General features: G+C 73.4%; 22 protein-coding genes. 15 read left to right on the top strand and 7 right to left on the bottom strand.

What is annotated here, in order from left to right; genetic code table 11:
• Positions 1-16 precede the first annotated feature (16 nt).
• Complete coding sequence (locus tag ACFY32_RS02740) at positions 17-601, top strand: hypothetical protein (RefSeq protein WP_359201918.1); 585 nt, start codon at positions 17-19, stop codon at positions 599-601.
• Positions 602-827: 226 nt separating this feature from the next.
• On the opposite strand, the gene ACFY32_RS02735 is transcribed toward ACFY32_RS02740, so the two are convergent.
• Positions 828-2,276 carry a diaminopimelate decarboxylase gene (locus ACFY32_RS02735; RefSeq protein WP_390673258.1) on the bottom strand — a complete coding sequence of 483 codons (1,449 nt, stop codon included), beginning with the start codon at positions 2,274-2,276 and terminating at the stop codon, positions 828-830.
• 135 nt (positions 2,277-2,411) lie between these two features.
• Between ACFY32_RS02735 and hutU the strand changes: the two genes are divergently transcribed.
• Genes hutU through hutI form a run of 4 tightly spaced genes read left to right on the top strand, consistent with a single transcriptional unit; the run spans position 2,412 to position 7,829 of the window.
• Positions 2,412-4,076 (top strand): urocanate hydratase, encoded by a 1,665-nt coding sequence (hutU, locus tag ACFY32_RS02730; RefSeq protein ID WP_390673417.1) that lies wholly within the window; start codon positions 2,412-2,414, stop codon positions 4,074-4,076.
• Positions 4,073-5,296, top strand: coding sequence for an allantoate amidohydrolase (locus ACFY32_RS02725; RefSeq protein ID WP_359201916.1), 1,224 nt, complete (start codon positions 4,073-4,075; stop codon positions 5,294-5,296). Before hutU ends, ACFY32_RS02725 begins: the two co-directional genes overlap by 4 nt.
• Positions 5,293-6,636 carry a formimidoylglutamate deiminase gene (locus tag ACFY32_RS02720; protein ID WP_390673257.1) on the top strand — a complete coding sequence of 448 codons (1,344 nt, stop codon included), beginning with the start codon at positions 5,293-5,295 and terminating at the stop codon, positions 6,634-6,636. The genes ACFY32_RS02725 and ACFY32_RS02720 overlap by 4 nt, the downstream gene beginning before the upstream one ends.
• Before the next feature lie 17 nt (positions 6,637-6,653).
• On the top strand, positions 6,654-7,829 hold the full coding sequence (hutI, locus tag ACFY32_RS02715; RefSeq protein WP_390673256.1) for an imidazolonepropionase: 1,176 nt from the start codon (positions 6,654-6,656) through the stop codon (positions 7,827-7,829).
• Here the strand turns inward: hutI and ACFY32_RS02710 are convergent, their stop codons facing one another.
• The gene (locus ACFY32_RS02710; RefSeq protein WP_359201910.1) at positions 7,830-8,756 is read right to left on the bottom strand and encodes an RNA polymerase sigma factor SigF; all 927 of its coding nucleotides are present in this window, start codon (positions 8,754-8,756) and stop codon (positions 7,830-7,832) included.
• Positions 8,757-8,994: 238 nt separating this feature from the next.
• On the opposite strand from ACFY32_RS02710, the gene ACFY32_RS02705 reads away from it, so the two are divergent.
• Positions 8,995-9,372 (top strand): STAS domain-containing protein, encoded by a 378-nt coding sequence (locus ACFY32_RS02705; RefSeq protein WP_359201977.1) that lies wholly within the window; start codon positions 8,995-8,997, stop codon positions 9,370-9,372.
• A 247-nt stretch (positions 9,373-9,619) separates the two neighbouring features.
• Positions 9,620-10,195: an ATP-binding protein gene (locus tag ACFY32_RS02700; RefSeq protein ID WP_359201908.1), complete on the top strand. Its 576-nt coding sequence runs from the start codon at positions 9,620-9,622 to the stop codon at positions 10,193-10,195.
• Positions 10,196-10,875: 680 nt separating this feature from the next.
• Here the strand turns inward: ACFY32_RS02700 and ACFY32_RS02695 are convergent.
• A complete protein-coding gene (locus ACFY32_RS02695; RefSeq protein WP_390673255.1) occupies positions 10,876-12,372 on the bottom strand; it encodes an oligopeptide:H+ symporter in 1,497 nt (498 codons plus the stop codon).
• Between the two features lie 510 nt (positions 12,373-12,882).
• Here ACFY32_RS02695 and ACFY32_RS02690 point away from each other — a divergent pair.
• Positions 12,883-13,560, top strand: coding sequence for a response regulator transcription factor (locus tag ACFY32_RS02690; RefSeq protein ID WP_359201904.1), 678 nt, complete (start codon positions 12,883-12,885; stop codon positions 13,558-13,560).
• 31 nt (positions 13,561-13,591) lie between these two features.
• Positions 13,592-14,866, top strand: coding sequence for an ATP-binding protein (locus tag ACFY32_RS02685; RefSeq protein WP_359201903.1), 1,275 nt, complete (start codon positions 13,592-13,594; stop codon positions 14,864-14,866).
• Between the two features lie 16 nt (positions 14,867-14,882).
• Here ACFY32_RS02685 and ACFY32_RS02680 read toward each other — a convergent pair whose 3' ends face one another.
• Positions 14,883-15,455, bottom strand: a complete 573-nt coding sequence (locus ACFY32_RS02680; protein ID WP_359201901.1) for a GtrA family protein — start codon at positions 15,453-15,455, stop codon at positions 14,883-14,885.
• A gap of 154 nt (positions 15,456-15,609) precedes the next feature.
• On the opposite strand from ACFY32_RS02680, the gene ACFY32_RS02675 reads away from it, so the two are divergent.
• From ACFY32_RS02675 to ACFY32_RS02665, 3 genes are read left to right on the top strand one after another with little or no spacing between them, the layout of a single operon-like run.
• Complete coding sequence (locus ACFY32_RS02675; RefSeq protein WP_359201899.1) at positions 15,610-16,749, top strand: 5-(carboxyamino)imidazole ribonucleotide synthase; 1,140 nt, start codon at positions 15,610-15,612, stop codon at positions 16,747-16,749.
• Positions 16,746-17,267 (top strand): 5-(carboxyamino)imidazole ribonucleotide mutase, encoded by a 522-nt coding sequence (gene purE, locus ACFY32_RS02670; protein WP_359201897.1) that lies wholly within the window; start codon positions 16,746-16,748, stop codon positions 17,265-17,267. The genes ACFY32_RS02675 and purE overlap by 4 nt, the downstream gene beginning before the upstream one ends.
• 6 nt (positions 17,268-17,273) lie before the next feature.
• Positions 17,274-18,452: a dipeptidase gene (locus tag ACFY32_RS02665; protein ID WP_359201896.1), complete on the top strand. Its 1,179-nt coding sequence runs from the start codon at positions 17,274-17,276 to the stop codon at positions 18,450-18,452.
• Here the strand turns inward: ACFY32_RS02665 and ACFY32_RS02660 are convergent.
• Complete coding sequence (locus tag ACFY32_RS02660) at positions 18,401-19,543, bottom strand: alkene reductase (protein ID WP_390673254.1); 1,143 nt, start codon at positions 19,541-19,543, stop codon at positions 18,401-18,403. The genes ACFY32_RS02665 and ACFY32_RS02660 overlap by 52 nt on opposite strands.
• A gap of 66 nt (positions 19,544-19,609) precedes the next feature.
• On the opposite strand from ACFY32_RS02660, the gene ACFY32_RS02655 reads away from it, so the two are divergent.
• Positions 19,610-19,969, top strand: a complete 360-nt coding sequence (locus ACFY32_RS02655; protein ID WP_390673253.1) for a MerR family transcriptional regulator — start codon at positions 19,610-19,612, stop codon at positions 19,967-19,969.
• Between the two features lie 91 nt (positions 19,970-20,060).
• The gene (locus ACFY32_RS02650) at positions 20,061-21,191 is read left to right on the top strand and encodes a dipeptidase (protein ID WP_390673252.1); all 1,131 of its coding nucleotides are present in this window, start codon (positions 20,061-20,063) and stop codon (positions 21,189-21,191) included.
• 132 nt (positions 21,192-21,323) lie between these two features.
• Here the strand turns inward: ACFY32_RS02650 and ACFY32_RS02645 are convergent, their stop codons facing one another.
• Positions 21,324-21,716 carry a VOC family protein gene (locus ACFY32_RS02645; protein WP_359201889.1) on the bottom strand — a complete coding sequence of 131 codons (393 nt, stop codon included), beginning with the start codon at positions 21,714-21,716 and terminating at the stop codon, positions 21,324-21,326.
• 15 nt (positions 21,717-21,731) lie between these two features.
• The gene (locus tag ACFY32_RS02640) at positions 21,732-22,091 is read right to left on the bottom strand and encodes a VOC family protein (RefSeq protein ID WP_359201887.1); all 360 of its coding nucleotides are present in this window, start codon (positions 22,089-22,091) and stop codon (positions 21,732-21,734) included.
• A gap of 93 nt (positions 22,092-22,184) precedes the next feature.
• On the opposite strand from ACFY32_RS02640, the gene ACFY32_RS02635 reads away from it, so the two are divergent.
• Entirely contained in the window at positions 22,185-22,691 is a 507-nt protein-coding gene (locus ACFY32_RS02635; protein WP_390673251.1) for a CGNR zinc finger domain-containing protein, read from the top strand.
• The last annotated feature ends 295 nt before the right edge of the window (positions 22,692-22,986 follow it).

Genomic DNA, 22,986 nt, shown 5'->3' with positions numbered 1-22,986 from the left:
GGACGGGAGGCTGGACGTGGCACGCGGAGGACTGGGGCTGGCTCGGGTGGCCGTCGTCGTACGGGCGGGCGCGGCCCCCCTGTGGTGGCTGGGCGTGATCGCGGCGGGCATCGGCGTACTGGTGCCGGGACCGGCCGGGCGGCGCATCGGCGTCCTGGCCGGTGCGGCGCTGTTCCTGATCGCGGCGGCCGTCGTGGCGTGCGCGCGGCGCCGCCGGTACGACGTGCTGTCCCGCGCGGCGGCCCGCGCCGGCAAGCACGACGTACTCCAGGACCGGGCGATCACCACCCGCAACTGGCGCCGGGGCCACCGCTGGTGGCTGCTGCTCGCCTTCCTCGCCGCCGTCGGCAGCGCCTTCGCGGTCCCCGCCGCCGGGGGCATGGCGCTGGCGGGCTGCGGGGCCGGCCTCTGGGTGAAGGCCGCCTGGATCGGCCGCCGCGAACGCGCCCTGGACGCCCTGCTGTGGGTCCGCGTCGACTGGCTCACCCCCACCGCCGGCCGCCCCACCGGCAAGAAGGTCAAGGGCTACCGCACCACAGGCGTAGCAGCGGGCGACGCGGCCCCCGGCGGCACAAGGCGCAAAACCCCGGCCCTGGTCTGACCCCCCACCGGACACTCCCCCGGCCGACGGCACAACTCGACCACCGGCCGGACACTCCCCCCCGCCGACGGCACAACTCGACCACCGGCCGGACAACTCCCCAGGGGCGCGGGGAACTGCGCGACCAGCCACGACGCACCCGCACGAACACGACGACCGGAGCGGCCAAAGGGGCGCGGGGAACTGCGCGACCAACCACGACGCACCCGCGCCCGATCCCGCACCCCTACCGCCGCTCCCCCCACTCCCCACCCGTCAGCGCGTCCCCCCACGCCCCTCCCCCCTCCCGCACGATCTCCTCCACCGACTGCCCCTCCCGCACCACCACGAACCGCACCCCATCAGCCTCACCTGTCCCGCCCTCCCCACCGGCCCCACCCGTCGCCGCCCCCGTGAAGAACCCGTACACCCCGGGCCGCGCCAGCGAGTTGTACCCGTAATGGAGCGCGAAGTAATACGCGCCCGTGTCCGGCACCGCCACCACATCCCCCTCCTCCAGCAGCGGCAGCTCCCGCCCCTCCGCCAGCAGATCCCCCGCGAAACACGCCGGCCCGGCCACGTCCTGCACCACCGCCGGCCCCTCCTTCGGCCGCCCCTCCCCGTCGTACGCGAGCACCCGCAGCGGCCACGCCTGCGGCGCGTACACCGTCCGCGTGGCGACCTGCACGCCCGCGTGCGTCACCGCCACCCGCCGCCCACCCGCGCTCTTGGCGTACTCCACGCGCGCCACCAGCGTCCCGTGCCGGGCCAGCAGCGACCGCCCGAACTCGGTCACCAGCCCGTACCCCCCGCCGAACAGCCCCGGCACCGCCTCCCGCAGCACCCGCACATACTCCCCGTACGTCGGCGCCGTCACGTCCGAGGCGAAGTCCACCGGCAGCCCGCCGCCGATGTCGAGCGTGTCGATCTGCCGCCGCCCGGCCCGCCCGTTGATCTCCTCGGCGAGCGCGTAGGTCTCCGCCACGCCCCGGGCCAGCAGCGGCAGCGGGATGCCCTGCGACCCGGTGTGGGCGTGCAGCCGGGTCAGCCAGGGCCGGTCCAGATACGCCCGCACCACCCACTCCCGCGCCCCCTCGTCCCGCAGCGCCACCCCGAATTTCGAGGTCGCCGTCGCCGTCGACAGCGCCTCGATGGAACCGCCCCCGATCTGCGGGTTCACCCGGAGCCCGAGCGGCGAGGCGGACGGCCCCCCGGCCAGCAGCGCGTCCAGGCGGGCCAGCTCCCGCGGGTTGTCCGCGTTGACGGCGATGCCCAGCGCCAGCGCCTCGCGCAGCTCGGCCACCGTCTTGGCGGGGGAGTCCAGCACCGTCCGGTCCGGCGGCACGCCCGCCGCCCGCGCCAGCGCCAGTTCCCCCGGGCTCGCCACCTCCGCGCCCAGCCCCTCCGCGCACAGCAGCCGCAGCACCGGCACCAGCGGCGTCGCCTTCACCGCGAACGCGTGCAGCACCGGCGTCCCCGGAGCCACCGCCGCCTCGAACGCCGCCCGCAGCGCCGCCGCCGACTCCCGCACCCCCCGCACGTCCAGCAGCCCCACCAGCGGCGTACCGGGCCCGAGCAGGCCCTGCCGTACGGCGGCGCGCACCGCCTCGTCCCGCCGGGCCACCCGCGCCGCGTCGCCGCCGGCCAGGTCCTCGCCGCTCATCCCCGCCCCCGTTCCGTCGATGTCCGCACCCATGCCGCCCAGCCAAACACCCGTACCGCGCCCCCGCCGGCACCCGGCCGTATTGACTAGCACTATTCACGAGGCCAGGATGTGAATAACGGAATCAACAGCGCACTGGAGCGAGCCACCAGGAGGCACCCCATGTCCGTGTCCGGACCCCGTCCCGTCCGAGCGCCGCGCGGCACGGAGCGAACCGCCCTCGGCTGGCAGCAGGAGGCCGCCCTGCGGATGCTCCAGAACAACCTCGACCCGGAGGTCGCCGAACACCCCGACAAGCTCGTCGTCTACGGCGGCACCGGCAAGGCCGCCCGCGACTGGCGCTCCTTCGACGCCATGGTGCGCACCCTGCGCGGTCTCAAGCAGGACGAGACGATGCTCGTGCAGTCCGGCCGCCCGGTCGGCGTGATGCGGACCCACGAGTGGGCCCCGCGCGTCCTGATCGCCAACTCCAACCTCGTCGGCGACTGGGCGAACTGGGAGGAGTTCCGCCGCCTGGAGGCGCTCGGCCTGACCATGTACGGGCAGATGACCGCCGGTTCCTGGATCTACATCGGCACCCAGGGCATCCTCCAGGGCACCTACGAGACCTTCGCCGCCGTCGCCGCGAAGAAGTTCGGCGGCACGCTGGCCGGGACCATCACCCTCACCGCCGGCCTCGGCGGCATGGGCGGCGCCCAGCCCCTGGCCGTCACCATGAACGACGGCGTCGCGATCTGCGTCGACTGCGACCCCCGCGCCATCGACCGCCGTATCGAGCACCGCTACCTCGACGTGCGCGCCGACTCCCTCGACCACGCCCTCCGGCTGGCCGTCGAGGCCCGGGACGCCCGCCGCCCGCTCTCCATCGGCGTCCTCGGCAACGCCGCCGACGTCGTCCCGGAGCTGCTCGCCATGGGCGCCCCCGTCGACATCGTCACCGACCAGACCTCGGCCCACGACCCCCTGGCCTACCTGCCCGCCGGCATCGCCTTCGAGGACATGGCCGACGCCGCCGCCGAGGACCCGGCCGGCTTCACCACCCGCGCCCGCGAGTCCATGGCCCGGCACGTCGAGGCCATGGTCGGCTTCCAGGACGCCGGCGCCGAGGTCTTCGACTACGGCAACTCCATCCGGGGCGAGGCCCAGCTCGCCGGATACGACCGGGCGTTCGCCTTCCCCGGCTTCGTCCCCGCCTACATCCGCCCCCTGTTCTGCGAGGGCAAGGGCCCCTTCCGCTGGGCCGCCCTGTCCGGCGACCCCGCCGACATCGCCAGGACCGACAAGGCGGTCCTCGACCTCTTCCCCGAGAACGAGTCCCTCGCCCGCTGGATCAAAATGGCCGGCGAACGCGTGCACTTCCAGGGCCTGCCCGCCCGCATCTGCTGGCTCGGCTACGGCGAGCGGGACCGGGCCGGCGAGCGGTTCAACGACATGGTCGCCGCCGGGGAGCTGGCCGCGCCGGTCGTCATCGGCCGCGACCACCTCGACTGCGGCTCCGTCGCCTCCCCGTACCGCGAGACCGAGGCGATGCGCGACGGCTCCGACGCCATCGCCGACTGGCCGCTGCTCAACGCCATGGTCAACGTCGCCTCCGGCGCCTCCTGGGTCTCGCTGCACCACGGCGGCGGCGTCGGCATGGGCCGCTCGATCCACGCCGGGCAGGTCACGGTCGCCGACGGCACCCCGCTCGCCGGGGAGAAGATCCGCCGGGTGCTCACCAACGACCCCGGCATGGGCGTCATCCGGCACGTCGACGCCGGGTACGACATCGCGGAGTCGGTGGCGGACGAACGGAACGTGCGGGTGCCGATGCGCGAAGGTGACGAGCGGTGAGTTTCCACAGCATGTGGGCGGAGCTGCTGCCGATCGGCCGCGACGCCGCCTCCGGCGGCTACCGGCGCTTCGCCTGGACCGGCGCCGACGCCGACTGCCGGGCCTGGTTCGAACAGCAGGCCCGCGCCCGGGACCTGGCCTACGAGGTGGACCGCAACGGCAACCAGTGGGCCTGGCTCGGCGACCCGGCCGCCGGGGACGCCGTGGTCACCGGCTCCCACCTGGACTCCGTACCCGACGGCGGCGCCTTCGACGGCCCCCTCGGCGTGGTGTCCGCCTTCGCCGCCCTGGACGAACTGCGCCGCAGGGGGGCGCGGTTCGCCAGACCGGTCGGCATCGTCAACTTCGGCGACGAGGAGGGCGCCCGCTTCGGCCTCGCCTGCGTCGGCTCCCGGCTGACCGCCGGACAGCTCACCGCCGAGCAGGCCCACCGCCTCACCGACGGCGACGGCGTCACCCTCCCGCGCGCCATGGCGGCCGCCGGACACGACCCCGAGGCCATCGGAGCCGACCCGGAGCGCCTCGACCGCATCGGCGCCTTCGTGGAACTCCACGTCGAACAGGGCCGTGCCCTGGACCGCACCGGCGACCCGGTCGGCATCGCCTCCGCCATCTGGCCGCACGGCCGCTGGCGGTTCGACTTCCGCGGCGAGGCCAACCACGCCGGCACCACCCGCCTGGCCGACCGGCACGACCCGATGCTGCCGTACGCCGAGACCGTCCTGGCCGCCCGCCGGGAGGCGGAACGCGCCGGTGCCGTGGCCACCTTCGGCAAGATCACCGTGGAGCCGAACGGCGTCAACGCCGTGCCCTCCCTGGTCCGTGGCTGGCTCGACTCCCGGGCCGCCGACCAGCACCGCCTGGACGCCGTGGTCACCGGCGTCGAGCGGGCCGCCCGCGCCGGTGCCCAGGCGCACGGCGTCGGCCTCGACGTGACCCGCGAGTCCTTCACCCCCGTCGTCGAGTTCGACCACGCCCTGCGCGACGAACTCGCCCGCCTCCTCGGCAAGGAGAAGGACCCCGCGCTCACCGTGCCCGTCCTCGGCACCGGCGCCGGACACGACGCCGGAATCCTCTCCGCACGCGTCCCGACCGCCATGCTGTTCGTGCGCAACCCCACCGGCGTCTCGCACTCCCCGGCCGAGTCCGCCACCGAAGACGACTGCGTGGCCGGGGTGCTCGCCCTCGCCGACGTACTGGAAGGACTCGCCTGCCCGTGACTGCCACTTCGCGGACGTACTGGCTGGAGCACGCCTGGCTCGGCACCCATGCCGAACCGGGCGTCGCCGTCGACGTGGCCGGCGGCCGGATCACCGCCGTCCACCAGGAGACCCCCGCCCCGCCGCCCGGCGCCGAGATCCTGCGCGGCCTGACCCTGCCCGGCCTGGCCAACGCCCACAGCCACGCCTTCCACCGCGCCCTGCGCGCGACCGTCCAGGTCGGCTCCGGCACCTTCTGGACCTGGCGCGAGGTCATGTACTCCGTCGCCGACCGGCTCACCCCGGAGACCTACCACCAACTGGCCCGCGCGGTGTACGCCGAGATGGCCCTCGCCGGCATCACCGCCGTCGGCGAGTTCCACTACGTCCACCACGCCCCCGGCGGCACCCCCTACGCCGACCCCAACGCCATGGGCGAGGCCCTGATCGAGGCCGCCGCCGACGCCGGCATCCGGATCACCCTCCTGGACACCTGCTACCTGTCCGCCGGCTTCGGACGGCGGCCCGACGGCCACCAGCTCCGCTTCTCGGACGGGACGGCGGAGAACTGGGCCGAACGCTGTTCACTTCTCAAGGAACGGGACCACGTGCGGATCGGGGCCGCCGTGCACTCGGTGCGGGCCGTGCCCGCCGACCAGTTGGCGACCGTCGCCCGGTGGGCGGAGCGGCGGCGGGCGCCGCTGCACGTCCACCTGTCCGAGCAGACCGCCGAGAACGACGCCTGCCGCGAGGCCCACGGCCGCACCCCGGCCCGGCTCCTCGCCGACCACGGCGTCCTCGGGCCGCGCACCACCGCCGTGCACGGCACCCACCTCACCGACGCCGACATCGCCCTGATCGGCGGCAGCGGCACCGGCGCCTGCGTGTGCCCGACGACCGAACGGGACCTCGCGGACGGCATCGGCCCCGCCAAGGCCCTCCAGCGGGCCGGCTCGCCGCTCAGCCTCGGCAGCGACAGCCACGCCGTGATCGACCTGTTCGAAGAGGCCCGTGCCATGGAACTGGACGAGCGGCTGCGCACCCGCACCCGCGGCCACTGGACGGCCGGCGCCCTGCTGCGCGCCGCCACCGCCGACGGCCACGCGGCCCTCGGCTGGGACGACGCCGGCGCCATCGAGGCCGGGGCCCGCGCCGACCTCACGACCGTCGCCCTGGACTCGGTCAGGACGGCCGGGCCGCTGCCCAGGCTGGGCGCCGAGACGGCCGTATTCGCGGCGACGGCCGCGGACGTACGGCACACGGTCGTCGCGGGGCGGCACGTGGTCCGCGACGGCGCCCACACCCTCCTGCCGGACGTGCCCGGGGCCCTCGCGAGGGCCGTCGGAGCCCTTCGCGCCTGACGATCCACGAGGACGCCATGAGCAGCAGTACCGTCATCACCGACATCGCCACGCTGATCACCAACGACCCCTCCCTCGGCGACGGCTCCCCACTCGGACTGATCCGCGACGCGGCCGTCGTCATCGACGGCGACCGTGTCGCGTGGACCGGTGAATCAAGCAAAGCACCCGCCACTGACAACCGGGTCGACGCCGGCGGCAGGGCGGCGCTCCCGGGCTTCGTGGACTCCCACTCCCACCTGGTCTTCGCGGGCGACCGCACCGAGGAGTTCAACGCCCGGATGTCCGGCCGCCCGTACGGCGCGGGCGGCATCCGCACCACGGTCGCCGCCACCCGCGCCGCCTCCGACGCGGAACTGGAGGCCAACCTCGCCCGCCATCTCGCCGAGGCCCTGCGGCAGGGCACCACGACCCTGGAGACGAAGTCCGGCTACGGCCTGACCACCGCCGACGAGGCCCGCGCCCTGCGCCTGGCCGCCCGGCACACCGACGAGGTCACCTATCTCGGCGCGCACATCGTCGCCCCCGAGCACGCCGACGACCCGGCCGGGTACGTCGCCCTGGTCACCGGGGAGATGCTGGACGCCTGTGCCCCGTACGCCCGGTGGATCGACGTGTTCTGCGAGCGGGGCGCCTTCGACGGCGACCAGGCCCGCGCGATCCTCACCGCGGGCCGGGCCAGGGGCCTGCACCCGCGGGTCCACGCCAACCAGCTCTCCTACGGCCCCGGCGTCCAGCTCGCCGTCGAGGTCGACGCGGCCAGCGCCGACCACTGCACCCACCTCACCGACGCGGACGTGGACGCCCTCGCGGGCAGCCGCACGGTCGCCACCCTGCTGCCGGGCGCGGAGTTCTCCACGCGCGCCGAGTGGCCCGACGCGCGCAGGCTGCTCGACGCCGGGGTCACGGTCGCGCTCTCCACGGACTGCAACCCCGGCTCGTCGTACACCTCCTCCGTCCCGTTCTGTATCGCGCTGGCGGTACGGGACATGGGGATGACGCCGGACGAGGCGGTGTGGGCGGCCACGGCGGGCGGCGCGGCGGCACTGCGCCGCGCCGACATCGGGCGTCTCACGCCGGGCGCGTACGCCGACCTGACCCTCCTCGACGCCCCGAGCCATGTGCACCTGGCCTACCGGCCGGGCGTGCCGCTGGTCGCGGGGGTGTGGCGGCGGGGCGTACGCGCCGTGTGATCACTCCTCGACGGTCAGTCCCTTGCGCAGCTTGACCAGGGTGCGGGAGAGCAGACGGGAGACGTGCATCTGGGAGATGCCCAGTTCCTCGCCGATCTCCGACTGGGTCAGGCCGGCCACGAAGCGCAGCGAGAGGATGCGGCGGTCGCGCGGCGCCAGCCCGGCGATCAGCGGCTTGAGCGACTCGACGTACTCGATGCCCTCCAGCCCGTGGTCCTCGTAGCCGATGCGGTCCGCGAGGGTGCCCTCCGCGTCGTCCTCCTCGGGCTGGGCGTCCAGCGAGGCGGCGGTGTACGCGTTGGACGCCGCCATGCCCTCGACGACCTCCTCGTTGGAGATGCCCAGCCGTTCGGCGAGTTCGGCCACCGTCGGCGCGCGGTCGAGCCGCTGGGCCAGTTCGTCGCCGGCCTTGGCCAGGTCCAGGCGGAGTTCCTGGAGGCGCCGCGGGACCCGCACGGACCAGGAGGTGTCGCGGAAGAAGCGCTTGATCTCGCCGATGATGGTCGGCATCGCGAAGGTGGGGAACTCCACGCCGCGCGAGAGCTCGAAGCGGTCGATCGCCTTGATCAGGCCGATCGTGCCGACCTGGACGATGTCCTCCATCGGCTCGCTGCGGGAGCGGAAGCGGGAGGCGGCGAACTTGACGAGCGCCAGGTTGAGTTCGACGAGCGTGTTGCGGACGTACGCGTAGTCGTGGGTGCCTTCCTCCAGCGACTCCAGGCGCTTGAAGAGGGTCTTGGAGAGAACCCGGGCGTCCGCCGGAGCGACCTGGTCATGGGCGGGGATGTCGGGAAGCCCGGCGAGTGCGGTGCCGGGTCCGGCGCCCGCGTCGGGAAGCTCGATGGGACCCAGATGTTCCGGAGGGGGTGTCGACGTCGCTCGGTGGGTAGGCGATGCGTCGAGCCGGGGTGACATGATGTCCTCCATCGTTCTCGGCATACGGCTGCCGAAGCCAGTTACGTGCACTACGGTGTGCGGCGCCTCCAAAGCCGGCCGTGTCGGTTACGTGTTCCTACTAGCCCTACCGGCTTTACCGAGCCGACCGCAAGTGGGTTATGTGCGGTTATGTCCGTTTGTGTGCGGATGGTCGGGTGTCGAAGGCGGAAGGGAAGGCGTAGTGTTCGAGGGCGTCAGCAACACCTCGACGTCGGGAGAGAGAGACGGCATGGACCGCGGGACGGTCGGCAGCGCACAGTCTGGCCGGCTTCTGGTGGAGGTGCGGGAAGAGGGCCTCAGTGCCGTCGTGACCCCGGCGGGTGAGTTGGATCACCACACCGCCGAGCTGTTGCGCGAGCCACTGGAGGACTGTCTCGCCAAGGGATACAACCGGCTGGTCGTCGACTGCTCCCGCCTGGAGTTCTGTGACTCCACGGGGTTGAACGTCCTGCTCGGGGCCCGGCTGAAGGCCGAGGCCGCGGGCGGTGGCGTCCATCTGGTGGGGATGCAGCCTGTTGTCGCGCGGGTGTTCGAGATCACGGGGGCGGACGCCGTCTTCACCGTGCACGACACCCTCTCGGCCGCGCTGGCGGACGAGTCCGGCTGAGCCGGCCGCGGGGGCCCGACCACCCTCGCGCCGTGCCCGCTGTGACCGGTGGTTTTCCCCCGTCCTGTGTTTCTTGCCGAATACAGGGGTGTTCCGTCGGTCGGGTCGGGCAGGAGACATCCTGAACATGTCGGCTCCCGGACGGGGACATCGGGGGCGGACACATCGCCGTATGGCGTGACCGAGTTTTTCGACCGACCTGTACGAATTGATACGTGAATTGGTGAATCGGTGAGGTGAAGCGCTGATGAGCACCACCCGGCCCTATCCGCCGGGCGACCGCGGTCCGGAGCCCAGCGGCGCTTCCGGGGCGTCACAAGGGGGAGCGCCCGTGACCGGAGGAGAGCCCACGGGGGGCGAAAGCGGGACCGGGGAGTCCGGTACGGGCGTGGCCGCGCCGGCGGCCTCCACCGGCCGCCAGGTCCGCACGCTGAGCTTCGACGATGCCAGCGGTGTCGTACCGCTGGCCCGTGACTTCACCCGCGAGGCGCTGTACGCGTGGGGCTGGCTGCCCGCCGCGTCGGCCGACCAGCGGGCCGCCGCGGAGGACGTCCTGCTGGTCGTCTCCGAGCTGGTCACCAACGCCTGTCTGCACGCGGACGGCCCGGAGGAACTGCACATCAGTTGCGACCGGAAGGTGATCCGCCTGGAGATCACCGACCGCGGCTCGGGCCAGCCGGCCCCCCGCACCCCGCACCGTGCCGGGCGCCCCGGCGGCCACGGCATGTTCATCGTCCAGCGCCTCTGCCTGGACTGGGGCGTCGTACGCGCTCCCGGGGTCACGGGCAAGACGGTCTGGGCGGAACTGGGCGCGCCCGCGTAACCGGTGCCCTTGCCCTCCGGGCACATGGGGTCCCCTCAGCCCGCCGGGCCCTTGCCGGGCCCGTCGGGCCCGCTCGGCCCACGCCGGGCCCGCTCGACCCACGCCGGGCCCGCTCGGCCCACGCCGGGCCCGCTCGGCCCACGCCGGGCCCCTTTCCGACCCATCGGGCCCCTCGAACCCGTCGGACCGCCTCAGGCCCGCCGGGCCTTTCGGCCCCCTCGGGCCCCCTCTCAAGGGCCCCTGGGACCGCTTAAGCCCCCCCCGCGCCCCCCGGTCTCCCGGCCCCTCCGGGTGCCGGAGACCCCTCCTGGGCCTCTCAGGTCTCCCGGCCCTTCCGGGCCTCGGCGAACCCTCCCGGGCCCCCTCAAGGGCTGCCTGGCCTCTTCGGACCTCCTCAGGGCTACCTGGCAACCCCTCCGGTCCCCCTAGGGCCCCCGGAAGCGCCTCCAGAAGCCCGAGATCCCGAGAACCCCGAGCCGCCTCCACAACCCCGAGGCGGCCCGAGAACCCCGAGTCGCCTCCACAACCCCGAGGCGACCCCAGAGCCCGAGCCCGCCAAGCGCCCGAAAACCCCCACCCCCCGCAACCCCCACCCCCCGAAAATCCCAGCCCTCCACCCCCCGAAAACCCCGAAGGGCCACCGCACCCGGCAGGTGTGGTGGCCCTTCGTACGAGGTGGGTCAGCGGACGTCGCCCATCAGGGCCTTGACGCGCTTGCGGTACATCCACACCGCGACACCCGCGATCACGGCGAGCGTGGCCTCCAGCGCGACGATGCCCGTCTTGTTGAGGTCGACCCCCGCGATGGAGAGCAGGCCGGTCGTGGCGTCGCCGGCGGTGACGGCGAGGAACCACACGCCCATCATCTGGGAGGCGTACTTCACCGGCGCCATCTTCGTGGTGACCGACAGGCCGACCGGCGAGAGCAGCAGCTCACCGCAGGTCTGGACGAAGTAGATCGCCACCAGCCAGAGCGCCGCCGCCTTGTGTCCGCCGTCCGCGATGGACAGCGGGGCGAGGAAGAGGAAGAAGGACGCGCCGACCAGCACCAGGCCGAACGAGAACTTCACGATCGTGCTCGGCTCCTTGCCGCGCCGGGCGAGCGCCAGCCACAGCGAGGCGAAGACCGGGGCCAGCGCCATGATGATGACCGGGTTGACCGACTGGTACCAGGAGACCGGGAACTCCCAGCCCGCGACGGTGTTCTCGGCCGAGGAGTCGGCGAAGATCGACAGGGTCGAGCCGCCCTGGTCGTAGATCATCCAGAACACGGCCGCGGCGACGAAGAACCAGATGTACGCGGACATCTTCGACTGCTCGGCGCGGTCCAGCGACCGGTCCCGCTTGATCCGGGTCAGCACCATGATCGGGATGATCACGCCCAGCAGGGTCAGCGGGACCAGGACCCAGTTCAGCGTGTAGTGGCCGGAGAAGCCGACGATCGCGTAGAAGACGACCGCGACGACGGCCCAGAACGCGGCCTTGCGCAGCGTCGAGGACTTCTCGGCCGCCGACAGCGGCTTGGGCACGACGCTGGAGTGCGCGGCCAGGTGGCGGCTGCCGATCAGGAACTGCGCCACGCCCACCGCCATGCCGACCGCGGCCAGCGCGAAGCCCAGGTGCCAGTTGACGTTCTCGCCGATGGTGCCGATGGTCAGCGGCGCGACGAAGGCACCGAGGTTGATGCCCATGTAGAAGACGGTGAAGCCGCCGTCGCGGCGCGGGTCGTCCGGGCCGTCGTAGAGCTGGCCGACCATCGTGGATATGTTGGCCTTCAGCAGGCCGGAGCCGATGGCGACCAGTCCGAGACCGGCGTAGAACGTGCCCGAGGAGGGCAGCGCCAGCGTCAGGTGGCCGAGCATGATGACGCCGCCCGCGATGCCCACGGTCTTGCGGGGGCCCCACACGCGGTCGCCGAACCAGCCGCCCGGCATCGTGAGCAGGTACACCAGCGAGAGATACACCGAGTAGATCGCGGTGGCGGTGCCGGCGCTCAGACCGAGACCGCCGGGGGCCACGAGGTACAGCGGGAGCAGAGCCCTCATGCCGTAGTAGGAGAAACGCTCCCACATCTCGGTCATGAAGAGGGTGGCCAGACCCCGGGGGTGGCCGAAGAAGGTCTTCTCGGAACCGGGGATGCCCGGGGTGACCGAGTCCTTCGTCAGGCTGGACGCCATGGTCGTTCCTTGCTGGTCGGGACGCGCTCACGGAGGCGATGCGCGCCCGGTGGGGGGCAGGCCGGCACCGGCGGTCCGCACCGTCCACCCCACGCCTACGGGGAGTCCGCCCCGGATCGCGGGACGGAGGACGGTGACCACCGGGATCCACGCCTCGGTGCGCGTCTTCGCGCTGCGAGGCCCGGCCACAGGTCATTCCTTTGAAGGCTGGCGAGCGTGCCAGCCCGCACACAAAAGAGACCTTCAGCGTCAACAGCCGCCAAAGGTCCCCGTGGTGCTACAGGCGTTGATTCACCATACGGCAGGACACCGTCCGGTATGGAAGGACTTGAGACGCGGATCACAGGGAGTAGCGGAACCGGAATCGTACCTTCCGAAGTCTTCCGCGAGATCGCCCCCCGCCCTCCGGGGAGGGGGGAGTGTCCGGCATGTCCGCAGGTAAGAGCTGCTCGCACCGATCCCGCACCGATCCCACCTCGGGCGTTGCCCCGGGCGGACTACCATCGGTCCATGACCCGTGTACTGCTCGCCGAGGACGACGCGTCCATCTCGGAGCCGCTGGCCCGCGCACTGCGCCGGGAAGGGTACGAGGTCGAGGTGCGTGAGGACGGACCCACGGCGCTCGACGCCGGGATGCAGGGCGGCGTGGACCTGGTCGTGCTGGACCTCGGCCTGCCCGGCATGGACGGCCTGGAGGTCGCGCGCCGGCTCCGCTCCGAGGGCCACGCCGTGCCGATCCTCATCCTGACCGCCCGCGCCGACGAGGTGGACACCGTCGTCGGCCTGGACGCGGGCGCCGACGACTACGTCACCAAGCCGTTCCGGCTGGCCGAGCTGCTCGCCCGGGTCCGGGCCCTGCTGCGGCGCGGTTCGGCCGAGCCCCAGCAGCCCCCCGCCACGCACGGCGTGCGCATCGACGTCGAGTCGCACCGGGCCTGGATGGGCGAGGAGGAGCTGCAGCTCACCGCGAAGGAGTTCGACCTGCTGCGGGTGCTGGTCCGCGACGCCGGCCGGGTGGTCACCCGCGACCAGCTCATGCGCGAGGTCTGGGACACCACCTGGTGGTCCTCGACCAAGACCCTCGACATGCACATCTCCTGGCTGCGCAAGAAGCTGGGGGACGACGCGGCCAATCCGCGCTACATCGCCACCGTGCGGGGCGTGGGCTTCCGCTTCGAGAAGAACTGAGCCCGCGCACCAGGGCTCCGGGTAAGAGGACATGCGCCGCCGACTGATCCAGTCCACGCTCGCCGTGGTGCTCGTCGTGATCGCCGTCTTCGGCGTCTCCCTCGTCATCGTGGAGACCCGGACCATCAGCAGCACCGCCCAGGAGCGCGTGGACCTGGAGGCGGCCAGGCTGGCCAGCATCGTGGACAGCAGGCTGCTGGGCACCGGCAGCGTCGACGCCGAGGTGCTGCGCCGCCAGGTCGAGGGCGACCGCTACGCCGAGATCCGCGTCCCCGGCAAGCCGGTCATCCACGTCGGCACCGAGCCGGGCGGCGAGGTCACCCGGGGCGAGGCCACCGGCGAGGAGGGCGAGACGGTCGTCGTCGAGGAGCCCCGCTCCTCGGTGACCCGCGAGGTCGGCCGCACCCTGCTGATCATCGGGCTGGTCGCGCTGCTCGCGGTGGTCGCCGCCGTGCTGCTCGCCGTCCGCCAGGCCAGCCGCCTCGCCTCCCCGCTCACCGACCTCGCCGAGACCGCCGAGCGCCTGGGCTCCGGCGACCCGCGCCCCCGCCACAAGCGGTACGGCGTCCCCGAGCTGGACCGGGTCGCCGATGTGCTGGACGCCTCCGCCGAGCGCATCGCCCGGATGCTCACCGCCGAACGCAGGCTGGCCGCCGACGCCTCCCACCAGTTGCGTACGCCGCTGACCGCGCTGTCGATGCGCCTGGAGGAGATCACCCTCACCGACGACCCGGAGACGGTGAAGGAGGAGGCGACGATCGCGCTGGCCCAGGTGGAGCGGCTGACGGACGTCGTGGAGCGGCTGCTGACCAACTCCCGCGACCCGCGCAGCGGCTCCGCCGTCACCTTCGAGCTGGACGACGTCATCCAGCAGCAGATCGCCGAGTGGCGCCCCGCCTACCGCGGTGTCGGCCGCGCGATCGTCTCCTCGGGCAAGCGGCACCTGACGGCCGTCGGCACGCCCGGCGCGGTCGCCCAGGTGCTGGCGGCGCTGATCGAGAACTCCCTGATGCACGGCGGCGGCACGGTGGCGCTGCGCACCCGGGTCACCGGCAACCAGGCGGTGGTCGAGGTGACCGACGAGGGGCCCGGCGTCCCCGCCGACCTCGGCGCGCGGATCTTCGAGCGGACGATCAGCGGACGCAACTCCACGGGCATCGGGCTGGCCGTCGCCCGTGACCTCGCCGAGGCGGACGGCGGGCGGCTGGAGCTGCTCCAGTCCAAGCCGCCGGTCTTCGGCCTGTTCCTCTCCCGCACCCAGCCGCCGAAGAAGACCCCGGAGGAACCGGACCGGACGGTCCGGTAACCGCCCGGAGAAAGGCTCAGTGCCGGCGGCCCGCGCCGACCCGGCCGGCGCCCGGTGCCGGGGCCGCCGTGGGCAGCTCGTGCTCCAGGAAGGACTCGGCGCGGGCGACCGTCTCCCGGGCCGGCAGCGCGCGGAAGACCCAGGTCCGGTACGACCAGAAGCGGAACAGCGTCGCGACGCCGATGCCGACGAACTTGAAGATGTTGCTCTGCAGCGGGCTGTCCCAGCCGAAGCCGTACGTCGCCAGGTACAGCAGCCCGTTCTCGATGACCAGCCCGACCGCGCTGAACAGCAGGAAGAGCGTCATCTCCTTCGTACGGCCGCTCTTGTCGCGGTCCCGGTACGTGAAGTAGCGGAAGCCGATGTAGTTGAAGACGATCGCGGCGATGGTCGCGACGATGCCGGCCCGCACCACCTGGAGGTCGGTGGTGTGCCGCACCAGGTTGAAGACGAGCAGGTTGACCAGGACCCCCGCTCCGCCGACCGCGCCGAACTTGAGGATCTCGCGGGCGACCCCCTGGAATCGCTGCCGCAGCGCCTCGCGCAGGGAAGGGGGCGCCTTTCGGTGCGCCGGGGAACCACGTCCCATGGTCGTACTGGCCCCCGTCCGTAGGTTGGGTCAACCCAGTCATGCTAACCACCCGGGCCCGCGATCTTCCTGTGGACGGACGATCCCGGTGCCGGAAACGGCGGGGGAACGGCCGGGAACAGAGGTGCCCCGGCCCGGCCGATACGCTAGGGGCGTGACGTTTCCGGTAGTCGGCATGGTCGGCGGGGGCCAGCTCGCGCGTATGACGCACGAGGCGGGCATCCCGTTGGGCATCAGGTTCAAGCTTCTCAGTGACACTCCGCAGGATTCCGCGGCGCAGGTCGTCGGCGATGTCGTCGTCGGCGACTACCGCGACCTGGACACGCTGCGCGAGTTCGCCCGTGGCTGTGACGTGATCACCTTCGATCACGAGCACGTGCCCACCGAGCACCTCAGGGCCCTGGAGGCGGACGGCATCCCCGTCCGGCCGGGCCCCGACGCGCTGGTGCACGCCCAGGACAAGGGCGTGATGCGGGCGAGACTCACCGCGATCGGCGTGCCCTGCCCGCGGCACCGCATCGTGCGCGACCCGGCCGACGTGGCCGCGTTCGCGGCGGAGGGCGACGGCTTCCCCGTCGTCCTGAAGACCGTCCGGGGCGGGTACGACGGCAAGGGCGTGTGGGTGGTCGGCTCCGCCGAGGAGGCCGCCGAGCCGTTCCGCGCCGGGGTGCCCGTGCTCGCCGAGGAGAAGGTCGACTTCGTCCGCGAGCTGGCCGCCAACGTCGTACGGTCCCCGCACGGCCAGGCCGTCGCCTACCCGGTGGTCGAGTCGCGGCAGGTGAACGGGGTCTGCGACACCGTGATCGCGCCCGCCCCCGGCCTGGCGGAGGACCTCGCCCTGCGGGCCGAGGAGATGGCGCTGAACATCGCCAGGGAACTGGGCGTCGTCGGCCACCTCGCCGTCGAGCTGTTCCAGACCCGCGACGGACGCGTCCTCGTCAACGAGCTGGCGATGCGCCCGCACAATTCCGGCCACTGGTCGATGGACGGCGCGATCACCTCGCAGTTCGCCAACCACGTCCGCGCGGTCCTCGACCTGCCCCTCGGCGACCCCCGCCCGCGGGCGAAGTGGACGGTGATGGTCAACGTCCTCGGCGGCGACTACCCCGACATGTACTCCGCGTACCTGCACTGCATGGCCCGCGACCCGCAGCTCAAGATCCACATGTATGGCAAGGACGTCAAGCCCGGCCGCAAGGTGGGTCACGTCAACACCTACGGCGACGACCTCGACGACGTGCTGGAGCGCGCCCGTCACGCTGCCGGCTATCTGAGAGGGACCATCACCGAATGAGCCCCGTTGTTGGCATCGTCATGGGATCGGACTCCGACTGGCCCGTGATGGAGGCCGCCGCCAAGGCGCTGGACGAGTTCGAGATCGCCTACGAGGTCGACGTCGTCTCCGCGCACCGGATGCCGCGCGAGATGGTCACGTACGGCGAGCAGGCCGCCGACCGCGGGCTGAAGGCGATCATCGCCGGGGCCGGCGGCGCCGCCCACCTGCCCGGCATGCTCGCCTCCGTCACCCCGCTGCCGGTCATCGGCGTGCCCGTGCCGCTGAAGTACCTCGACGGCATGGACTCCCTGCTGTCGATCGTGCAGATGCCGGCCGGCGTCCCCGTGGCCACCGTCTCCGTCGGCGGCGCCCGCAACGCCGGTCTCCTCGCCGCCCGCATCCTCGCCGCCCACGACGAGGAGCTGCTCGCCCGGATGCGCGAGTTCCAGCAGGACCTCAACGACCAGGCCACCGAGAAGGGCAAGCGGCTGCGCGCCAAGGTCGAGGGGTCGGCGTCCTTCGGTTTCGGGAAGTAGCAGGCCATGACCTCACTCGACCTGGCCCGCGAGCTGCTGGCCGACTTCCCCGTCGTGGACGGGCACAACGACCTGCCGTGGGCCCTGCGCGAGCAGGTCCGCTACGACCTCGACGCCCGGGACATCGCGGCCGACCAGAGCGCCCACCTGCACACCGACCTGCCCCGGCTGCGGGCCGGCGGGGTCGGAGCGCAGTACTGGTCGGTGTACGTCCGCTCCGACCTGCCCGGCGCGGTCACGGCGACGCTGGAGCAGATCGACTGCGTACGGCAGCTCATCGGCCGCCACCCCGAGGAGCTGCGGGCCGCGCTGAGCGCCGCCGACATGGAGGCCGCGCGGGCCGAGGGCCGGATCGCGTCGCTGATGGGCGCCGAGGGCGGCCACTCCATCGACAACTCCCTCGCCACCCTCCGCGCGCTGTACGCGCTGGGCGTGCGCTACCTGACGCTCACCCACAACGACAACGTGGCGTGGGCGGACTCGGCGACCGACGAGCCCGCCGTCGGCGGGCTGTCGGCGTTCGGCCGGGAGGTCGTGCGGGAGATGAACCGCGAGGGCATGCTGGTCGACCTCAGCCATGTGGCGGCGACGACCATGCGGGACGCGCTGGACACCTCCGCCGCGCCGGTGATCTTCTCGCACTCCTCCGCCCGCGCGGTCTGCGACCACCCGCGCAACATCCCCGACGACGTGCTGGAGCGACTGCCCGCCAACGGCGGCGTGGCGATGGTGACGTTCGTACCGAAGTTCGTGCTCCAGGCGGCCGTGGACTGGACGGCCGCCGCCGACGAGAACCTGCGGTCGCTCGGCTTCCACCACCTGGACAGCGGCCCCGAGGCGATGAAGGCGCACCGCGCCTTCGAGGAGCGGTTCCCGCGTCCGGTCGCCACGGCGGCCACGGTCGCCGACCACCTCGACCACATGCGCGAGGTCGCGGGCGTCGACCACCTCGGCATCGGCGGCGACTACGACGGCACCGCCTTCACCCCGGACGGCCTGGGCGACGTCTCCGGCTACCCGAACCTGATCGCCGAGCTGCTCGACCGGGGCTGGTCCCGCACCGACCTGGCCAAGCTGACCTGGCGGAACGCGGTACGGGTGCTGAGCGCGGCCGAGGACGTGGCTCGGGACCTTCAGGCGACGCGGGCACCGTCCAACGCGACGATCGAGTCGCTGGACGGCTGAGCCGCCGCCTCGTCGAGGGTGGGGTAGTCGGTGTAGCCGGCCGCCCCGCCCACGTACATGAAGTACCGGTCCCGCACCGGGTTCAGCGGCGCGTCGGCGCGCAGCCGGGCGACCAGATCCGGGTTGGCGAGGAACGGCCGGCCGAGCGCGATCAGGTCGGCCCCGGCGTCCAGCAGCCTCCCGGACTCGCGGTGCACCTCCTCGGTGGTCAGCTCGGTGAGCACCGGATTGGCGACCAGCGCCCCCGGCCAGCCCGCGCGGACCCGCCGGTAGACCGGTGCGGCGGGGTCGGCGTGGACGAGGTGCAGATACGCCAGGCCCAGGCCGCCGAGCCGCTCGACGAGCGCCGGGTAGATCTCCTCCGTCTCGCCCTCCGCGATGCCGTTGACGGTGTTGCCGGGGGAGACCCGCAGCCCCACCCGCTCCGGCCCGATCGCGGCGGCCACCGCCTCGGTGACCTCCGCGGTGAAGCGGATGCGCCGGTCGACGGAGCCGCCGTAGCCGTCGGTGCGGTGGTTGGTGTTGCGGGCCAGGAACTGGTGGAGCAGATGGCCGTTGGCCGAGTGCACCTCCACGCCCTCGAATCCGGCGGCCCGCGCGTTGCGGGCGGCCCGCGCGAAGTCGGCGACGGTGGCGGCGATGTCCTCGGCCGTCATCCCGCGCGGCACCACGGACGGCCGGTGCCCGTCCGGCGTGAAGATCGTCTCGGGGAGCGGCACGGGCGAGGGCGCGACCGGCGTCAGCCCGCTGGTCGCCGGATGCCCGACCCGCCCGCCGTGCTGGAGCTGGAGGAACATCCCGCCGCCGCCGGCCGCCCGCACCGCCTCGGTCACCCGCCGCCAGCCCGCCACATGCCGGTCGCGGTGGATCGCGGTGATGTTCGGGTACGTCTGCCCGGTCGCGTTGGGCGTGGACGCCTCGGCGATGATCAGCCCGGCCGAGGCGCGCTGGGCGTAATACTCGGCCATCAGCGGGGTCGGGGTGCCGTCGGCCTCGGCGCGGTTGCGGGTCAGCGGCGCCATCAGCAGGCGGTTGGGGAGGGTGAGGGGACCGAGGGAAGCGGACTCGAAGAGGGCTGTCGTGTGCGTCATGCCGGTACGCTAAAACCTGACACCAATGTCAGAATCAAGTCCGTCCAGACGAGCTGAGGGGGCATCGTGCGGATCGGTGAACTGGCCCGGCGCACCGGCGTGAGCGAGCGGTCGCTGCGCTACTACGAGAAGCAGGGGCTGCTCGCGGCCGAGCGTACGCCCGGCGGGCACCGGGAGTACCCGGAGGCCGCCGTCGACCGGGTGGTCCGCATCCAGGAGCTGTTCGCCGCCGGGCTGGGCAGCGGCAGGATCGCCCGGCTGCTGCCCTGCATGCGGGACGCCGACGGCGGCCCCTCCGCCGTCGCCACCCCCAGGCTGGTCGAGGACCTCGCCGCCGAACGGGCGCGCATCGACCGCACCATCGCCGACCTGCTGCGTTCCCGGGAGACCCTGGACGAGGTGATCGACGCGGCCCGCGGCCGCTGACGGCGTACCCCCGAACGCACCGCCCACCAGGAAGCGGTGCCCGCTCCGTGCGACGGTGACGGTACTGCACGACGACCGTACGGAGCCCGCCATGGCAGACCTCCAGGACGACCTGCACCCGCACACCGAGGCCGGCGAGCTGGACGACCTGCCGATGCCGTTCCCCGCCGAACCGCTGCCGCCCGAGCCCTACACGCCCGTCTCCGACCCGGACGACGCCCCGCTGAAGCGGGCCCGCGCCGTGCTGGACGCGCACCCGGTCGCCGACGGCTACAGCGGACTGCCCTGGGTGCTGAAACATCTGCCCTGGTACGACCTGGAACTGGGCGAGACCGAGGTGGACACCGACATCCCCCGGCTGCGGGAGGGGCGGGTCGGCGCGCTGTTCTCCTCGCTGCACCTGCCCGAGGGCTTCGACGGCGACCGGGCGGTCGGCGCCACCCTGGACCAGCTCGACCTGGTCCGGCAGGTGGTCCGCGCCCACCCCGACGGCCTGCGCCTGGCGTACGACGCCGGGGAGGTCATCGACGCCCGCAACTGCGGCCGTACCGCCGTGCTGCCCGGCCCCGCCGGTGCCCCTGCCGTCGGCGACCGCCTCGGCATCCTGCGCTCCCTGTACGCCCTGGGCCTGCGGGTGCTCACGCTGACCGGCGTGAGCTGGGCGGGCGAGGCGGGACTGACCCGGTTCGGCGAGGAGGTCGTCCGGGAGATGAACCGGCTCGGGATGATCGCCGACCTCTCCGGGGCCTCGCCGGGGACCATCCGGCGCACCTTCGCCGTCTCCAAGGCGCCCGCGCTGTGCACCCGCTCCGCGGCCCGCGCCCTGCGCCCGCACCCCGCCAACCTGCCCGACGACCTGCTGGCCGAGCTGGGCGCGGCCGGCGGGGTGTGCATGGTGCCGCTGACCGCCGAGCAGACCGGGCCGACCGTCCGGGACGTCGCCGACCACCTCGACCACGTGCGGGAGGCGGCCGGCCCGCGCTCCGTCGGCCTGTCCGGCACCTACGACTCCGGCGCCGCGCACCCGTCGGAGCTGAACGACGCCTCCGGCTACCCCCGGCTCATCGCCGAGCTGCTCCGGCGCGGTTGGGAAGAGGCCGATGTCGCCCTGCTGACCTGGGGCAACGTCCAGCGGGTGCTGCGCGGCGCGGCGTTCACCGCACGCGCCGCCCGGCTGCGCCGGCAGCCGTCCACGGCGACCATCGCCGACCTGGACGGCTGAGCGGCGCGGCCACCGCCCGGAGCAGCGCGGCACCGGCCGGGGCGACGAGGCGCCAGCCAGAGCAGCGCGGCACCGGCCGGGACGGCACGGTCACCGGCCGGGGCGGCGAGGCACCGGCCGGGGCGGTGCCCGCTAGCCCTGCTCGATCCGGCACAGGCAGAACGGATGCCCGGCCGGGTCGGCGTACACCACGAAGTCCTTCTTCTCCCGGTCCTCCGCGTCCAGCACCCGGGCCCCGAGCGCCAGCACCTTCTCCTGGGCCGCGTCGAGCTGCTCCCAGGTCGACCCGGCGTCGAAGTCCAGGTGGAACTGCTGGGCGTTGCGGTCCGAGCGCGGCCACTCGGGCGGGGTCAGGCCGGGCGCCCGCTGGAAGGCCAGCCGGGGCCCGCCGGGCACCTGGAGCACCACCCAGTCGGGGTCCTCCTGGGTGGGTGTGCCGCCCGCGATCCCCGCGTAGAAGCGGGCCAGTTCGAGGGGTTCGGGGCAGTCGAGGACGACGGAACGGAAACGTGCGACGGTCGCCATGGGCAAACCTCCGGATCAGGCGGCGCAGAGACAGAAGGGGTGCCCGGCCGGGTCGGCGTAAACCCGGAAGCCCCGCGTGCGGTCCTCCGCGTCAAGCGGCGTGGCGCCCAGCGCCAGCACGGACTTCTCGGCCGCGTCCAGGTCGGGCACGTCGAGGTCGAGGTGGAACTGCTGCGAGTGCTCGGGCGAGGGCCAGCGCGGCGGTACGAACCCGGGGGCGGCCTGGAAGGCCAGCGCCCGGCCGTCCGGCAGCTTCAGGTCGACCCAGTCGCCCTCGCCCTCCACGGAACCGCCGAGCACCTCGGCGTAGAAACCGGCGAGCGCGCGGGGGTCGGGACAGTCCAGGACGACGACGCCCAGTTCGGCGACAGCCATGACTTCCTCCTCGAAGCCTTGCGGTTACCTGTATCTGCCGGGTAACCGGTAACGGTTACTCCATGCTCCCGTACGGGAGGTAACGTCGCAAGCATGAGTGAGCGACCGTCCGCACCGGGGAGCCTGGCGCTGGTGGAGGCCCTGGTGAACACGCTCGACGTCGAGTCCGGCGCCGACGCGCTGGACACCCCGCAGGGCCGGGCCCGGTTCCAGCTCACCGAGGACGGCCTCCCGGCCGCCCGCGAGCTGCGCGAGTCGCTCCGCGCCGTGCTGCTCGCCCACGCCGGCCACCCGCCGCACCGCGCGGTGACCCCGCTCGGCGAGCTGCTCGCACCCGCCCCCCTGGTGGTCACGGTCGACCCGGCCGACGGCTCCGCCGCGCTCGCCCCGGCCCGCGCCGGTTCCCTCACCGCCCGGATCGCCGCCGCCGTCGCCGAAGCCCTGGTCGCGGACACCTGGATGCGGCTGAAGGCGTGCGAGGCCGGGGACTGCCTCTGGGCGTACTACGACCGCAGCCCGGCCGGACGCCGGCGCTGGTGCTCGATGCAGGTCTGCGGGGCGCGCGCCAAGATGCGCCGCTATCGGGCCAAGGAGAGCTGACGCGTGGGCCCGTTCACCCGCCGGGCACGGCCGGGTTGCGGCAGAATGCAGGCCGACGCCGGTTCGGCCGACTGAGCCTCGGCCGAACCGGCGTCACCCGTGCCCGCGCCCGGCCGCCGCACCGAAGCCCGCGCCCGGGGCGCCCCCGTACCCGTGCCCGCGCCCGGCCGCCGCACCGAAGCCCGCGCCCGGGGCGCCCCCGTACCGGTGCACGCCCAGGCCGCCGGCTCGGCCGCCGTAAAGCCCGCGCCCGGGGCGCCCCCGTACCCGTGCCGGCCCGAGCCGCCGTACCCGT

The sequence above is a fragment of the Streptomyces sp. NPDC000134 genome, from assembly GCF_042899225.1.
GTDB lineage: Bacteria > Actinomycetota > Actinomycetes > Streptomycetales > Streptomycetaceae > Streptomyces.
The sequence above is the reverse complement of the archived record's forward strand: the minus strand, read 5'-3'. Positions and strand labels throughout refer to the sequence as shown.

Excerpts from the sequence above, each read along its gene's own strand:
- ACFY32_RS02735 (WP_390673258.1), bottom strand. The coding sequence starts at position 2,276 with ATGGGTGCGGACATCGACGGAACGGGGGCGGGGATGAGCGGCGAGGAC.
- hutI (WP_390673256.1), top strand. The coding sequence starts at position 6,654 with ATGAGCAGCAGTACCGTCATCACCGACATCGCCACGCTGATCACCAAC.
- ACFY32_RS02710 (WP_359201910.1), bottom strand. The coding sequence starts at position 8,756 with ATGGAGGACATCATGTCACCCCGGCTCGACGCATCGCCTACCCACCGA.
- ACFY32_RS02705 (WP_359201977.1), top strand. The coding sequence starts at position 8,995 with ATGGACCGCGGGACGGTCGGCAGCGCACAGTCTGGCCGGCTTCTGGTG.
- ACFY32_RS02700 (WP_359201908.1), top strand. The coding sequence starts at position 9,620 with ATGAGCACCACCCGGCCCTATCCGCCGGGCGACCGCGGTCCGGAGCCC.
- ACFY32_RS02695 (WP_390673255.1), bottom strand. The coding sequence starts at position 12,372 with ATGGCGTCCAGCCTGACGAAGGACTCGGTCACCCCGGGCATCCCCGGT.
- ACFY32_RS02690 (WP_359201904.1), top strand. The coding sequence starts at position 12,883 with ATGACCCGTGTACTGCTCGCCGAGGACGACGCGTCCATCTCGGAGCCG.
- ACFY32_RS02685 (WP_359201903.1), top strand. The coding sequence starts at position 13,592 with ATGCGCCGCCGACTGATCCAGTCCACGCTCGCCGTGGTGCTCGTCGTG.
- ACFY32_RS02680 (WP_359201901.1), bottom strand. The coding sequence starts at position 15,455 with ATGGGACGTGGTTCCCCGGCGCACCGAAAGGCGCCCCCTTCCCTGCGC.
- purE (WP_359201897.1), top strand. The coding sequence starts at position 16,746 with ATGAGCCCCGTTGTTGGCATCGTCATGGGATCGGACTCCGACTGGCCC.
- ACFY32_RS02665 (WP_359201896.1), top strand. The coding sequence starts at position 17,274 with ATGACCTCACTCGACCTGGCCCGCGAGCTGCTGGCCGACTTCCCCGTC.
- ACFY32_RS02660 (WP_390673254.1), bottom strand. The coding sequence starts at position 19,543 with ATGACGCACACGACAGCCCTCTTCGAGTCCGCTTCCCTCGGTCCCCTC.
- ACFY32_RS02650 (WP_390673252.1), top strand. The coding sequence starts at position 20,061 with ATGGCAGACCTCCAGGACGACCTGCACCCGCACACCGAGGCCGGCGAG.
- ACFY32_RS02645 (WP_359201889.1), bottom strand. The coding sequence starts at position 21,716 with ATGGCGACCGTCGCACGTTTCCGTTCCGTCGTCCTCGACTGCCCCGAA.
- ACFY32_RS02640 (WP_359201887.1), bottom strand. The coding sequence starts at position 22,091 with ATGGCTGTCGCCGAACTGGGCGTCGTCGTCCTGGACTGTCCCGACCCC.
- ACFY32_RS02635 (WP_390673251.1), top strand. The coding sequence starts at position 22,185 with ATGAGTGAGCGACCGTCCGCACCGGGGAGCCTGGCGCTGGTGGAGGCC.